Annotated in this window: 15 protein-coding genes; 2 read left to right on the plus strand and 13 right to left on the minus strand. The window is 74.5% G+C overall.

Features of this window, described 5'->3' with window-relative positions:
• Positions 1-85: 85 nt before the first annotated feature.
• The 5 genes from SM573_RS15880 to SM573_RS15900 form a co-directional block, all read right to left on the minus strand.
• Entirely contained in the window at positions 86-868 is a 783-nt protein-coding gene (locus SM573_RS15880) for an LPXTG cell wall anchor domain-containing protein (protein WP_474616400.1), read from the minus strand.
• A gap of 320 nt (positions 869-1,188) precedes the next feature.
• The gene (locus SM573_RS15885; protein ID WP_474616401.1) at positions 1,189-2,073 is read right to left on the minus strand and encodes a fructosamine kinase family protein; all 885 of its coding nucleotides are present in this window, start codon (positions 2,071-2,073) and stop codon (positions 1,189-1,191) included.
• 7 nt (positions 2,074-2,080) lie between these two features.
• On the minus strand, positions 2,081-2,503 hold the full coding sequence (locus SM573_RS15890; RefSeq protein WP_474610223.1) for a VOC family protein: 423 nt from the start codon (positions 2,501-2,503) through the stop codon (positions 2,081-2,083).
• Positions 2,504-2,533: 30 nt separating this feature from the next.
• Positions 2,534-3,232 carry a response regulator transcription factor gene (locus tag SM573_RS15895; protein WP_474610222.1) on the minus strand — a complete coding sequence of 233 codons (699 nt, stop codon included), beginning with the start codon at positions 3,230-3,232 and terminating at the stop codon, positions 2,534-2,536.
• Positions 3,229-4,470, minus strand: a complete 1,242-nt coding sequence (locus SM573_RS15900; RefSeq protein ID WP_474610221.1) for a sensor histidine kinase — start codon at positions 4,468-4,470, stop codon at positions 3,229-3,231. Before SM573_RS15900 ends, SM573_RS15895 begins: the two co-directional genes overlap by 4 nt.
• A 275-nt stretch (positions 4,471-4,745) precedes the next feature.
• Between SM573_RS15900 and SM573_RS15905 the strand changes: the two genes are divergently transcribed.
• Positions 4,746-5,204 (plus strand): DUF6223 family protein, encoded by a 459-nt coding sequence (locus tag SM573_RS15905; protein ID WP_474610220.1) that lies wholly within the window; start codon positions 4,746-4,748, stop codon positions 5,202-5,204.
• Between the two features lie 18 nt (positions 5,205-5,222).
• Here the strand turns inward: SM573_RS15905 and SM573_RS15910 are convergent, their stop codons facing one another.
• On the minus strand, positions 5,223-5,819 hold the full coding sequence (locus SM573_RS15910) for a TetR/AcrR family transcriptional regulator (RefSeq protein WP_474616402.1): 597 nt from the start codon (positions 5,817-5,819) through the stop codon (positions 5,223-5,225).
• A gap of 57 nt (positions 5,820-5,876) precedes the next feature.
• On the opposite strand from SM573_RS15910, the gene SM573_RS15915 reads away from it, so the two are divergent.
• Positions 5,877-6,917 (plus strand): hypothetical protein, encoded by a 1,041-nt coding sequence (locus SM573_RS15915; RefSeq protein ID WP_474616403.1) that lies wholly within the window; start codon positions 5,877-5,879, stop codon positions 6,915-6,917.
• A 32-nt stretch (positions 6,918-6,949) separates the two neighbouring features.
• On the opposite strand, the gene SM573_RS15920 is transcribed toward SM573_RS15915, so the two are convergent.
• From SM573_RS15920 to SM573_RS15950, 7 genes are all read right to left on the minus strand, one after another.
• A complete protein-coding gene (locus SM573_RS15920) occupies positions 6,950-7,327 on the minus strand; it encodes a UBP-type zinc finger domain-containing protein (protein ID WP_474610217.1) in 378 nt (125 codons plus the stop codon).
• A 238-nt stretch (positions 7,328-7,565) separates the two neighbouring features.
• Positions 7,566-9,056, minus strand: coding sequence for an MFS transporter (locus SM573_RS15925; protein ID WP_474610216.1), 1,491 nt, complete (start codon positions 9,054-9,056; stop codon positions 7,566-7,568).
• Positions 9,057-9,351: 295 nt separating this feature from the next.
• Entirely contained in the window at positions 9,352-10,275 is a 924-nt protein-coding gene (locus SM573_RS15930; RefSeq protein ID WP_474616404.1) for a Gmad2 immunoglobulin-like domain-containing protein, read from the minus strand.
• Positions 10,272-11,702: an ATP-binding protein gene (locus tag SM573_RS15935; protein WP_474616405.1), complete on the minus strand. Its 1,431-nt coding sequence runs from the start codon at positions 11,700-11,702 to the stop codon at positions 10,272-10,274. The genes SM573_RS15930 and SM573_RS15935 overlap by 4 nt, the downstream gene beginning before the upstream one ends.
• A gap of 15 nt (positions 11,703-11,717) precedes the next feature.
• Positions 11,718-12,398 (minus strand): response regulator, encoded by a 681-nt coding sequence (locus tag SM573_RS15940; RefSeq protein ID WP_474610213.1) that lies wholly within the window; start codon positions 12,396-12,398, stop codon positions 11,718-11,720.
• A 95-nt stretch (positions 12,399-12,493) separates the two neighbouring features.
• Positions 12,494-13,075, minus strand: coding sequence for an AMIN-like domain-containing (lipo)protein (locus SM573_RS15945; protein ID WP_474616406.1), 582 nt, complete (start codon positions 13,073-13,075; stop codon positions 12,494-12,496).
• Between the two features lie 160 nt (positions 13,076-13,235).
• Positions 13,236-13,838, minus strand: a complete 603-nt coding sequence (locus tag SM573_RS15950; protein ID WP_474616407.1) for a CGNR zinc finger domain-containing protein — start codon at positions 13,836-13,838, stop codon at positions 13,236-13,238.
• Positions 13,839-13,848 lie beyond the last annotated feature (10 nt).

The following is a 13,848-nucleotide window of genomic DNA, read 5'->3' on the forward strand; positions in this document are numbered from 1 at the left end:
GTAGGTCCAGGCTCGCGGCCCTGTGCGGGCTGCACCCCACCACCGGCCGCCGGACCGAGGTCCGACGGCCGGTGGCCGAGCCGGCTCAGCTCGTGAAGGTGATCCGGTCCCGGCGGCGCCGCAGCATCATCAGCAGGGCGCCGCCGCCGATCAGCGCGAGACCGGTGAGCGAGATGCTGGTCGCGGCCACGCCGGTGAGCGGCAGGCCACCCTCGGTGCCGCCGCCGCCGGCCTGGCCGCCGCCGACCGAGGTGCCGGGCGCCGGAGTGCCCGACGGGTTCCCGGACGGGTTCGCCGAGTCACCCGGCGCCGGGGTCGGGGTCGCCCCGTCCGGCGTGGACGGGGTCGGCGTCGCGGGATTCTCCGGCGACTCGCACGGCGTCAGCCAGAACACCTTGTGCTTGGCGTCCGACGACTTGCCGTCGGTGAGGTCCACGTCGAGCTTGAGGTGGTAGCCCTGCTTCGGGTGCAGCTTCAGCCCGTTGAGGTCAAGATCGTTGGCGGAGAGCCTGATGACCGCGTCGTGGTCGTTCTCCGCGCCCGAGGCCGGGTCGTCGCTGATCAGCACGCCGCGCTTCGACCAGACGACCGTGTCCTTGGGGCTGGCGGACGGCGCCTGCGCCCAGAGTGTGATGTCGGCCTTCTGGTCCTTGTCGAAGTTGAAGAACTCCAACTCGAAGTCACAGGTGACGTGGGGCTGATTGTCCACCTTGTCGGAGAACGGGGCGCCGTCGATCTTGACGGTGCCGTTGTCGCCGGGCGGGTTGTGCGGGTTGCCGGTGGCCCAGGCCGGGGCGGCAAGCCCGAGCAGGGCCGTGGCGGCGGCTGCGGTGAGGGCGGCGCGCGCCACGTACCGACGCTGTCGCATGAGGAATCCTCCGAAATCGGGAGAGGGGGACGGCACATGATCACACGTCAGCTCGCTTCCGTCCAGCTCGGACGACCGCCTTGAGCTGCGAAGACGGCCCGGATGAGGGCGAAATCCGGGCCACTTTCAAGGCGTGTCGACGTAACGAAGAAGGGCCTCTCGGCGCCCGCCCCCCGTCCCCGATGCCGGGCACGTCGTCCCACCAGGAGGCGCGGCGGTGGTGCCCGGCGAGCCCGTGGAGTTGATCTCGGAGACGATCACGCCGAGCCGCCTGCGTCACGGTGAGGTCGACGGAGCCGATGAACCGCCGGGCCCACCGGTCAGGTACGGGCCCGGAACGGGGCGAGGGTGGCACGGATCTGGTCCGCCGCGCCCCAGTCGTCGTCGAACTGGGCCAGCACGGCGAGGTGCTGGCGCAGCTGGAGGATCGGCATGCGGGCGCGCCAGTCGCTGTCGAGGGCGGTCAGCTCCGCGTAGACCTCGAAGAACCGTCGTGCCTCCGGCGGAGGCGAGGTGGACCACACGTGGGCGAGGTCGACCTCCGCCCACATGTAGGACACCGCCGGGTCGATCAGCGCGGGCCGCCCGTCCGCGGTGGCCAGGAGATTCTGTGCCCACAGGTCCCCGTGCGTCAGGCATGCCGGCCGGTCGGGCAGCAGGTCGGGCAGCCGGGCACAGAGGCGCTCCAGCGCCGCCCGGTCCGCGCGGTCGAGGGCCGCCTCGACCCGGGGCTGCCCGAGCCAGCGGAGCAGCCGGTGCTGTGCGAAGAAGGCGAAGCCGTCCTCCTCCCACGTGTTGACCTGGCGGCGGCGGCCCAACCAGTTGTCGCGGTGCCAGCCGAAGCGAGGATGGGTCGTGCTTCCGTGCAGGTGGGCGAGCATGTGCGCGAACTGCTCCCAGAAGCTCTCGCCGGGCGGCCTCGGCTCCAGCACCGACAGCACGAGCAGTTCCCGGCCGGCCAGGATCACCTCGGGTGTCGTGACGCCGCCGAGCCGGCGCAGGGCGGCCAGCCCCTCGGCCTCGGCGACGAACACGTCGCCGGCCGGCGCGTCGACGAAGGCCTTCACGAACACCGGCGGCCCGTCCTCGCGGGTGGCGATGCCGGCGAGCGCCGCCAGGCCCCCCGCGGCGGGCTCCACCGCGACGACATCGTGCATTCCCGCGGTGCGCAGGCGTTCCCGCAGGAGCGTCGCCGGGTTACGCATTCTCGGCTCAGTCGTGCGCGAGGACATTGATCACGTGGCCGTCGGGATCCCTGACGAAGAATCGCCGCACACCCCACGGTTCTTCGGTCAACTCGTGCACGATCTCGGCTCCCGCTGCCCGGGCGGCCTGGTAGCTCGCCTCCACGTCGTCGACCTGGATCGAGGCGACCGGGACGACGGGAGCCGTCGCGTCATGGGTCATGAGACTCATCTGCACATGGGGACGCGCCGGATCCGCCAACGTCACGATCCAGCCATGGTCCATGACCACCCGCAGTCCCAGGACCTGGGTGTAGAAGGCCGTGGCTGCCTCCAGTGACATGCTCTCGAGGTCCGGAACGATCCTGCTGACTGCCATACGGCGATCTTCGTTGCCACCCCCTTCGGTTGGCAACACACCGGCCGGTGCCAGGGCTTCCGCGACGAACACCTTGGCCTGCCGGTCGGGTCAGGGACCCTCTCACGCGTGGTGCGGGCTGACCAGTCCTGTCTCGTAGGCGATGACGACCAGCTGCGCCCGGTCGCGGGCACCCAGTTTCGCCATCGCGTGGCTCACGTGGGTGCGTGCCGTGGCCGGGCTGAGGAACAACTCGGCGCCGATCTCGGTGTTGTTCAGACCCCTCCCCACCAGGGCCAGCACCTCGCGCTCGCGCTGGGTCAGCACCGCGAGCCGGTCCTCCGCGGCCTGGGCGGCCGCTCGCCGGGCGGTGAACTGGCCGATGAGGCGTCGGGTGATGCGCGGCGCGAGCAGCGCGTCTCCGGCGGCGACCACCCGGATGGCGTGCAGGAGTTCGGCCGGTCCGGCGTCCTTGAGCAGGAACCCGCTGGCGCCGGCCTGCAGTGCCTCGAAGACGTGCTCGTCGGTGTCGTAGGTGGTGAGGATGAGGACTCGGACCTGCTCCAACCCGCGCGTCGCGGTGATCCGGGCGGTGGCTTGGATCCCGTCCAGCTTCGGCATGCGGATGTCCATGAGGACGACGTCGGGGCGGGTGGCGCGGGCCCGCTCGACGGCCTCGGCGCCGTTGGTCGCCTCTCCCACGACCGCGATGTCGTCCTCCAGGTCGAGCAGGACCTTGAACCCGGATCGCACCAGCCCTTCGTCGTCGGCGAGCAGCACCGTGACGGGAGAGTCGGTGAGCGGTGACCCGGCGGCGTTCACCGGCGCGACTCCGCCGGTACGAGCGGAAGGCGTGCCGTGACTTCGAACCCTCCGCGCGGAGTCGGTCCGGCGTCGAGCTCTCCGCCCAGCACCTGGCAGCGCTCCCGCATTCCGCGGATTCCGTGGCCGGGCTCGGCCGGACCGCCGGTGCGGGGCGGGTGCTGGGCCGGTAGGTGCGGGCCGGCGTGGTCGCCGGCCGAGGCGCGAGGGCCCTCGTCCGCCACGCGGATCTCCAGGGCATCGACCCGGTGGCTCAGCTCCACGGTGACCCGGGTGGGGCCGACGTGGCGGATCACGTTGGTGATCGCCTCCTGCAGGATCCGGTAGGCGGCGCTCCCCACCGCGCTCGGCAGCGGCGCCGCGGGCGAGGGCCGCTCGACGGTGATGTCGAGCCCGGCCTCGCGTGCCTTGGCGGCGAGTTCGTCGACCTGGTCGAGCCCCGGGTGTGGCGTGCGCCCGTCGCTGTCGTCACGGAGCACCCCGAGGATGGCCCGCATCTCCCGCAGCGCGCGGGAACTGGTCTGCTCGATGGCGCGCAGCGCCTCGCGTGCCACGTCCGGTCTCTTGTCGAGCACGTGCGCGGTCACCCCGGACTGGACGTTGATGACCGCAATGGCGTGCGCGACCGTGTCGTGGACCTCGCGCGCGATCCGCAGCCGTTCCGCGTCGACCCGCGCCCGCGCCTCCTCCTCACGAGTCCGTTCAGCCAGCTCCGCACGCTCCTGCGCATCGGCCGCGATGACGCGTCGGGATCGGACGGACTCGCCGAGGGCCGCGCTCATGACCGAGGCACCGATCCGGAAGAACACCCAGCCGACGGCGGCGCGCGGCTCGATGTCGGCCGCCGCGACGAGCCACCCGACGGCGAGCACCGAGGTGCCCACGCCGGCGATCAGCAGGGACCGGCGCCCGTCGCCGTAGGCGGCGAGGGTGTAGAGGGCGACGAAGAGCCCTATCCAGCCGGGCCCGTCCGGAAAGTCGAGACCGTAGTACACCAGGCTGGCGAGCGCGGCCGTGACGAACACCGGAACCGGCCACCGGCGGCGGACGGCCACGACCAGGCCGCTGACCGCCAGCAGTGCGTAGCCGAGGTTGCCGAGGTCGGTGAGCGGACGCTCCGCCCCCTCCGTGGCGACGCGGGCGACCGTGCCCTGCACCTGCATCACGGTGACGAACAGCGCGAGCGCCACGTCCCGCGTCACCGCGCGAAGGGGGAGTGACCCGGCACGGTGTTCCATGCCGTGACCCTACCGTTCGCGGGATCTGCCGACGCTCCGCTCAAACGCGCGACCACCTACGACGACGGGCGTAGCGAGCCGCGAACCAGCCACGCGCCATCACGTAGCCGCTGCCATCCGGCGCCGGAGGTCACGGCCCCCGCACCGGCGCGACGATGTCGGCCAGGAGCGGTCACCGCCACCCGAGGAGCGTGCCCCGTCTGACGCGCGGCGTCCCGGGTCCCGTGACCGCCGCGCGACCGCCCACGACGGGCTTGACGAATGGGAGAAGGCAGATGAGTTCCTCGAGAACCTCGGCGCAGACCCGGCGGGTGCTCACCGTGGCCGCGGCGGTCCTGATCGGAGGCGTCGCGCTCGCCGTACTGCTGGGGGCCTCCGGGATCGGCGGGCCGGCGGCCGCGGACGGACCGGCCGCCGCCATCGACGCCTACGAACTGACCACCGGGCGACTCGTGTCCATGGTGGGCGCGCTCGCCGCGCTGGCCGGCGTGGTCGTCGGCGGGCTGGCTCTGACCCGGCCCGGCAGTCGCCTCGGCGCAGGGCGACTCGGAGCGGCCATCGCCCTGGCGGCGGGGCTGGTCGGCCTGGCCCTCGGCGGTTACGTGGTGGCCGCCGCCGAGGGCGGCCCCGGTACCGGCTACGGGATAGTCGGCGGCGTCGTGGCCCTGGTGGTGGGGCTGATCAGCCTGGGACTCGGCGCGCTGGCCACGGCCCGCCTCCGCCGCGCCCGCTGAGCGAAGGCCGACCGGTGGTCAGCCGGTCACGCCCCGGCCGCGGACCAACGGCAGGAAGACCTCGTCGACGATCTCAACCAGAACCTCGTCGGGCACGGCCGGGACGCCGCGCAGGGCGTACTCGCCACGCAGCAGCACCAGCGGCAGCGCCGCCACGCGCGGATGGACCGCCTCGGGCGGGGCCTCACCACGGGTCACCGCGCGGCGCAGAAGGGTGAACCAGGCGGCGTTCATCGCGCTGCCGCCGGCCTGCTCGCGCAGGAGATCCAGCAGGGCCGGTTCGTCGGCGGCCGCCGCCAGCAGGTCGCGCAGGATCGCCCCGCGGGGTGAGGACCAGGTCGCGTTGGCCTGCCGCAGCAACTCCAACGTGTCGCCCCGGAGGCTGCCGGTGTCCGGCGTCGGGGTGCGGGCATCGGCCAGGTACGCGTAGGCGGCGATGCCGAGCGCGGCGCGCTGCGGCCAGCGCCGGTAGATCGCGTTCTTGTTCGTGCCGGCGCGCTGGGCGACCTTGTCCATGGTCATGCCGGCGTATCCGGAGGCGGTCAGCTCCTCGGCGGCCGCGCGCAGGATCGCCTGCTCCAGCTCCGCGCCTCGCCGCCGCTGACCCGCCGCCACGGTACGCATCGTACGCTAATCGTGGTACGGTACGGCCCGTACCTTAAGGAGGTCGCGATGCGTGCCTGGGGCGTCACCTACGACACCGGCTTCACCAATCGGGGAACCACCACCCACGAACCCTTCGACCCTGACATCGTCGCCAGGGACATGCGGGTCATCCGCGACGAGCTGCACGCCGACGCCGTGCGGATCACCGGCGGGGTCGCGGACCGTCTGGAGATCGCCGCCCGGCACGCGGCCGCCGCCGGCCTGGAGGTCTGGTACTGCCCGTTCACCAACAACCTGACCACCGACCAGCTCCTGGCGTTCCTGCTGGACGCCGCCGAGCGCGCCGAGCGGATCCGGCGGGACGGGGCGAACATCCGCTTCCTCACCGGCTCGGAGATCAGCATGACGACGACCGGACTCATGCCCGGCGACACCCTGGCCGAGCGGGCGGCCGTCCTCGCCGACCCGGCTCGGGTCCGCGAGGTCCTTCCGCGCGTGCAGCGGGAGACCAACGCCCTCCTGGTCCGGGCCGTCACGGGCGCCCGGGAGCGGTTCGGCGGCCCCATCGGGTACGCGTCGCTTCCCATGGAGGCGGTGGACTGGACGCCGTTCGACTTCATCGCGACCGACGCCGGTTACCGCGACGCCGGCAACGCCGCTGCCCTACCCGGGAACCTCGCCACGATGACCTCACAGGGCAAGCCCTTCGCCGTCACCGAGTTCGGCTGCGCGCCCTTCACCGGTGCCGCGGACCGCGGCAGCCGCAGCGACATCATCGGGTACGACGAGGACACCGGGCGCGCCGCCCGGCTCACCGAGACCGTCGAGCGCGACGAAGCCGAACAGGCCGCCTACCTGCGGGATCTCCTCGACGTCTTCGACTCCGGCGGCGTGGACACCGCCTTCGTCTACACCTTCGCCTCCCGGCACCTGCCCACCTCGGCGGACCCCGCGCGGGACTTCGACCTGGGCAGCTTCGGCATCGTGAAGGTCCTTCCGCCCGGCCGCACCGGGACCGCCTACCCCGGCATGCCCTGGGAGCCCAAGGCCGCCTTCTACGCGCTGGCCGAGTACGGCCGCGCCCGGGCGAGCGCGTCCGCGGTGTGACGCGCGGACGGTCACGCTGCGGTGGAGCCGGATCAGTGCAGCTGGGTGCGCCAGTCCGCGGGCACGCGCCCCTGCGGACCCGGGACCGGCTGGTCGAGCGGGCGTGAGTGCGGGGCGGCCAGCTCCGGCCCGTCCTCGATGAACCGCTCGTCGGCGTAGTCCCAGAACCACGACTCGCCGGGCTCGTAGCTCTGGATCACCGGGTGGCCGACCGTGGCGGCGTGCGCCCTCGCGTGCTGGCTCGGGGAGGAGTCGCAGCAGCCGACGTGCCCGCAGGCCGCGCAGCGGCGCAGGTGGACCCACCACCCGCCGGACGACTCGCACTCCACGCAGCCCGGGCCGCTCGGTGGCATCTCCGGATTGATCGCCGACGTCCCGGCCGGGTCCCGGTCGGGGTGTGAGCTGCTCATCAGGTCGTCCTTCCCGGCTCGCGGCCGCTGTCGTCGGTCTCGGGGACCGCCGGTCGGGCAGCCCCGACCCGCAGTCTGGCACTCGTGCCCTCCGGCACGCGCCGGGGGCCGGCTGGAGGTGGCCGCGGCTACGGTGCCGGCGGTGCCGGTGGCGGGGGCCGCGCGCGCGTGTCCGGTGGGACGGGCGGATCCGCATCGGCGGCCCCGACGAGTGCGTCACCCGGCCATCGACGGCGGCTCAGCCCAGGTGCGCGGGAGTGCCGGTGGGGACGTCCTCACGACGTACCCGGATCAGCAGCAGCGTGGTCAGGCCCGAGATCAGGATCAGGCCGGCGCCCCAGGCGAACGCCACGGAGTAGCCGGTGATCAGCGCCTTGACCTGGGTGGCGGGGTCGGGCGCCCGGGTCGCCAGGTACCCGGTGACGGCGCTGGTGTACATCGTGTTGAGCAGCGCCGTGCCGAGCGAGCCGCCGACCTGCTGGGTGGCGTTCAGGGTCGCGCTCGCCGCGCCGGCGTCGTGCTCGGGCACCCCGTACAGGGCGAGGCTGGACAGCGGCACGAAGGTGAAGCCGAGTCCCAGGCCGAGGACGACCTGGGCGGGCAGCAGGTGGGTGGCGAACGAGGTGTCGACGTCGACCTGGGTGAGCACCACCATGCCCGCCGCGGCGAGCACCGCGCCGGCCAGCATCAGGGGCTTCGCACCCAGGCGGGGCAGCAGTTGGCTGGCGCTGCCCGCGGCGATCAGCACGCCGACGGTGACCGGCAGCGACGCCAGCCCGGCCTCCAGCGGTGTGTACCGGAGCACCGTCTGGAGGTAGAAGGTCAGGAAGAGGAACGCGCCGAACAGGCCCGCGCCGATCAGGGTGGAGGCGAGGTACGCGCCGCCGCGGTTGCGGTCCAGCAGGATCCGCATCGGCAGCAGCGGGTGGCTGGAGCGCAGCTCGATCAACACGAACAGCACGAGCAGCGCCACGCCGACCAGGATGAACGTCAGCGTCGGCGCGGCGGTCCAGCCGTCCTCGGCGGCCCGGGTGAAGCCGTACACCAGGCTCACGAGCCCGGCGGTGACGACCAGCGCGCCGGGCACGTCGTAGCGGGTGTTGCCGTGCGCGCGGCTCTCCGGCACCAGCGGAAGCGCGGCGGCCAGCGCCACGGCGGCCACCGGGATGTTGACCAGCAGGCACCATCGCCAGCTCGCGTACTCGGTGAGCACGCCACCGAGGAGGAGACCGACGGCCGACCCGCCGCCGGCGATCGCCCCGTACACCGCGAAGGCGCGGGCCCGCTCCCTCGTCTCGGTGAAGAGCACGGTCAGCAGCGCCAGCGAGGCGGGGGCCAGCAGCGCGCCGAACGCGCCCTGCAACGCGCGGGCGCCGAAGAGCATCGCGCCGTTCTCGGCGAGACCCCCCACGGCGGAGGCCAGCGCGAAGCCGATCATGCCGACCAGGAAGGCGCGCTTGCGCCCCCAGTAGTCGGCGATGCGGCCGCCGAGCAGCAGCAGGCCGCCGAACGTGAGGGTGTACGCGGTCACCACCCACTGCCGGTCCGCGTCGGTGATGCGCAGATCGGCCTGGGCGTGGGGCAGCGCGATGTTCACGATGGTGGCGTCGAGCACGACCACCAGCTGGGCGATCGCGATGACGCCCAGGGCCGCCCAGCGCCGAGGGTGGCCCGCGGTCTGCGTCCCGGCGCCGGGCGTGCCAGGGCTGGTCGAGGTCGTTCCGGGCATGGCGAAGCCTTCCGTGCGGACTCGGTGCCGGCCGTGCGCGTCGGGACGGTCGCGCGCCGGGCAACCGGCGGCGGTCACCGCCGGGCCCTCATGGGCCCGCATCCGGCTGTCGGCTCCGGCCTGCCCCGCCCTACGCGAAACATCGTCGCGTCCGACGCTAGCCGGGGTGATCCGGTCCGCGCAGCGGCTTCGGAGATCCGTCCCCGGTCGGATCACCGCCTCCCGTGCACGCGCCGCACCGCCCGAGCAGCACCGGTCGGGCCCGGGCGGGCACGAGCCTCACCGCCCGCCCGCGTCACCGGGCGGGCGCGAGCGTCACCGGCACGCGGACGACGTCGACCCGGCTTCCGTCGGCGGCGGAGACCTCGTACACCTCGACCGTGCCGGGCTGCTCCCGGGAGACCCGCCACGTCACCACGGCCCGGTAGTCGCCCCGGCAGCCGGTGCCGCAGCTGGCCGTGGTGAAGGTGGTGGCGATCTCCCGGCCGGCCGCGTCGAGGACCCGCAGGCTCACCGTGGCCTCGTACACGTCGGCGGTCCCCGCCACGGTGAGCGGGCTGGTGACCCGCTGGCCGACGACCGGCCCGGTGACCACGATCGGCGGGAGCAGGTCGGCGTGGTCGGCCCGGCCTTCCGGGCCGTCGGAGGCGGCGGGCGGCGGGTCGAAGCGCACCCGCCGCACCGAGGGGAACTGGGTGAGTGTCCAGATCACCTGGGCCCGCCGCAGCCGTTCGGTCGCCGGGTCGCCCCCGGTGGCGGGGAGCCGGACGGTCGCGACGCCGTCGGTGATCCCGAGCGGTACGGCACCGGCGGTCAGGAGCGTGGTCATCCCGGTGGCGGCCTCGGCGCGGGTCGGCCCGGCGACCAGTTCGGCCAGCGCCAACCGGGAGGTGGCGGGGGTGCCGGGCCGGGCGCGTCGGGTCGGGACCAGCCGCCCGTCCCGCACGAACCAGAGCTCGACGGTGAGCGTGTCGGCCGGCGGCGTCGCGTTTCTCGGGGGCGCGCCCGGCCGGGACGGGCCGGTCGCGCTCGGCGTCGAGGTGGGGCCGGGCGGCGCGACGGCGGGGGAGGACGGGGTGCGCGTGGGGGCCGACGGGGACGCGGCGGTGGGGGCGGGGCCGAGCGACCCGGACCGCGGCGGGGCGCAGCCGGCCAGCAGCGCGGTGACCAGCAGCCCGGCCAGCGCACGGCGACCGGGGAACGGGACGGTGGGCGTCATGACGGCTCCTCGCGGGTGCTCGCCCCGGCCGGCTCGGGCTCGGCCCACGGACGAGGCGCCGGGAGCGCGAGCCGGAAGCGGGTGCCGAGGCCGGGCTCGCTGCGGACCGTCAGGCGACCGCCGAGCAGTCGGGCGTTCTCCCACGCGATCGCCAGGCCGAGGCCGCTGCCCGCGCCCGAGCGGGCGGGATCGACCTTGTGGAATCGGTCGAAGAGGCGGGACAGGTGCGCCGCGGGGATGCCCGGCCCCCGGTCGGTGACGTCGAAGACCACGTCGGGGCCCTCCCGTGCCACGGTGGCGCGGATCTCGCCGCCGCCGTGTTCGACCGCGTTGCCCACCAGGTTGGCGAGGACCCGCTCCATCCGGCGCGGGTCGGTGTGCAGCGGCACGGGGGTGCCCGCGACCACCACCCGGTCCTGCCATCCCCGCGCCGAGACGAGGGCGTGCAGCAGGGCGAGCGGGTCGACCGGTCGCGGCACCACGGGCTCCTGACCGGCGTCCAGGCGGGAGATCTCCATGAGGTCCTCGACCAGGCGGCGCAGCCGGAACACGTCGGCCACCAGCAGCTCGGCGGCGCGGCGCCCGTCGCCGGGGAGACGGTCGGTGTGCTCGCGCAGCAGCGAGGCCGCGGCCACCAGCGCGGTCACGGGGGTACGCAGCTCGTGCGCCACGTCCGCCGTGAACCGCCGCTCCCGGTCCTGCGCCCGGGAGAGCGCCTCGATCTTCGCCTCCAGCGCCTCCGCCATCCGGTTGAACGACGCCGCCCAGGCGCTGAACTCGTCCCGGCCCTCGACCGGCAGCCGGGTGGCGAGCAGCCCCTCGGCGACCGCCCGCGCGGCCCGACTGGCCCGACCGACCGGTTCCAGGGTGCGCCGGGCCAGCGCGTGCCCGATCCCGGCGGCGGTCAGCACCACCAGCGCCCAGCCGGCCAGCAGCGCCGTGCGGAGCTGGTCGAGGTCGCGGTGCAGCTCCTCCTCGTCGGTGACCACGTACAGCTCGTCGGTGGCGCCGGGTATCCGGCCGCCGACCACGAGCAGCCGCGGCCGGGCCGACGGCGCGGAGCGCTCGTACCCCACCTGCCCGGCGGCGACGGTGGCACGCAGCGCCGGGCCGAGCGCCGGTGTGACCGAGGGGTTGGAGGCCTGCACGTCGCCGTCGGCGGCCAGCAGCACGTGCCGGCCGCTGCCCTCGAAGCTGCGCAGCAGCTCGGCACGGCGCTGCGCGGTCAGGGGCGGGAACTGGCCGGCGAGGACGAGCTGGTAGCGGGCGTCGGCCGCGGCCTGCTGCACGGAGGCGTCCAGCCGGGCCTGCCGCAGCAGGAGGTACGAGCCGCCGGCGAGCGACCCGGCGGAGAGCCCGGCCACGAGGACGAACGCGACGGTCAGCCGGCGCCGGAGCCGAGCCGGGCGTACGCGCTCCGCGGCCATCGCGCCCGCCCCCGGTCACGCCGTCGACAGCTTGTAGCCGGCGCCGCGTACGGTGCGGACCAGCCGGGGGTGGGCGGGATCGTCCTCGATCTTGGCGCGCAGTCGCTGCACGGCCACGTCGACGAGGCGGGAGTCGCCGAGATAGCTGTGGTTCCACACCCGGTCGAGCAGGAGTTCGCGGGTGAAGACCTGACCGGGGCGGCGGGCCAGCTCCAGCAGCAGGCGGAACTCGGTCGTGGTGAGCGACAGCTCCCGCCCGGCCTTGCGGGCGACGAAGCCGGCGGGGTCGATCTCCAGGCCGCCGACGGTGAGGAGGGTCGGTTCGGACGGCGCGGTGGCCCGGCGCAGCACCGACCGGACGCGCGCCACCAGCTCGGGCAGGTCGAACGGCTTGCGGAGGTAGTCGTCGGCGCCGCACTCCAGGCCGACGACCACGTCGATCGTGTCGGTGCGGGCGGTGAGCATGAGGATCGGCACCGCGCTGGTGCGGCGGACCTCCCGGCAGACCTCGAGGCCGTCGAGACCGGGCAGCATGACGTCCAGCACGATCAGGTCGACGGGCTGCGCCCGCCAGGCGGCGAGCGCCTCGTGGCCGTCGACGGCCGTGGTGACCCGGAACCCGGCCCGGCGGAGTCCGAGGGCGGTGACCTCCCGGATGGAGGCATCGTCCTCGACCACCAGCAGGCGGCCCTCCATCATCCGAGCGTAGCCCCGGGGTGGGCCGCGAAGAACCCGCCGACGGACGATGTGGAGGGTCCGGCCGGGGCCGGGCCCTCCACCGTGCGGACCGGTCACTGCTGCCACTGGTGGGCCACGTCGAGCACGATGCGGCTGTGGCCGCCGGGACCGTCCAGGATGAACACCCGGAACGGCAACCGGGCCCGCACCCCGACCGCGAAGGTCGTGTAGCCCTCGAAGCTGCCGCCGAAGACGACGTCGCGCAACGTCTGGTGGCGCAGCGCGTTCGCCGCGTGCCCACCGACCCGGTAGGGAACGGTGGCGGCGCGCTCGTCGTCGTAGGCCGGCGCCCGCAGGGACACCCGAAGCAGCGCGCCGCCGGCGGTGTACGGCGACAGCGCGAGCCCCTCACCCTCCGTCCACGTCTCGCCGTAGCCGACCGAGTAGCCGTTCACCGGCCCGGCGAACTCGAACACCACCCGGTCGAAGCAGTCGTGGCGGCCGGTGCGGACCTCGATCAGCGGTCGGGTGCTGAGCGCGCCGGCCTCCTTCCCGCCGCTGCCCCAGGTGATCCCGCAGTACGGCGCCGCGGTGGCCGCCGCGCGGCTCGTCGTGGCCGCGGTGCCGGTGCCCGCGCCCGCCACCAGCCCGGCCGCCAGGACGGCCAGCGTCGCCAGTGCGCTCCTGATCCTCATCGTCGTCTCCCCTCGCCGCCTCCTCGGCCGCCCGTCGCCGGCTCCGTCGCCGGTGTCGCGGCCTCGACGTCGACGGTGGACCGGCACCGCCACGGCAGCTTCGCCGTGCCGTAACAGCCGGGTTACCGCGGCCCGTGGGGTAGCGGGCCGGCCGGATCGCCTAACGCTCGGCGGTGTGGCGCAGGTAGTGGCGGGCGACCCGGGCGCGGTTGCCGCAGGAGGGCTTGCACCACTCCTGACGCGGGTGGTCCTTCACGAAGTAGCGCACGCAGCGGGGGGCCGGGCAGGCCCGCAGCCGTTCGCGAGCCGGGCTGGTGAGGAACTCGACGACGGCCCGGGCGAGCCCGGCGACGAGCCGCAGCCGGGCGTCGGCCGCACCGGCTCGCCACCCGAGTGTCGGCGGGGTGTCGGGCGCCCAGGTGAGCACCGGCGACACCGGCACCGCCGCGGCGGCCTCGTTGAGCCGGTCGACGGCCTCCCGGGGGGAGAGGAGGGACGCGGAGTCGGCCCGGCTCGGCGGGCCCGGTCGCACGGCCTCCGCGAAGAGCGTGCGGAGCGCGCGGCGCAGCGCCACGACGTCGCGTCGGGTGCGCTCGTCGGCGGTGTCGAGGCCGTCGAGGTCGCCGACGTACGGCCGCAGCGATCGGGTCTGGTCGCGCAGCCACGCCGCCAGGCCGGCGACGTCGTCGAGGTCGTCGGCGACCCCGCCGTTGCCGTCGTGCCGGATCGTGCCGGCCAGGGCCAGCGCGAGGTGCTGTTCCATGCTTCGCCTC

This window comes from Micromonospora xinjiangensis, assembly GCF_056150165.1.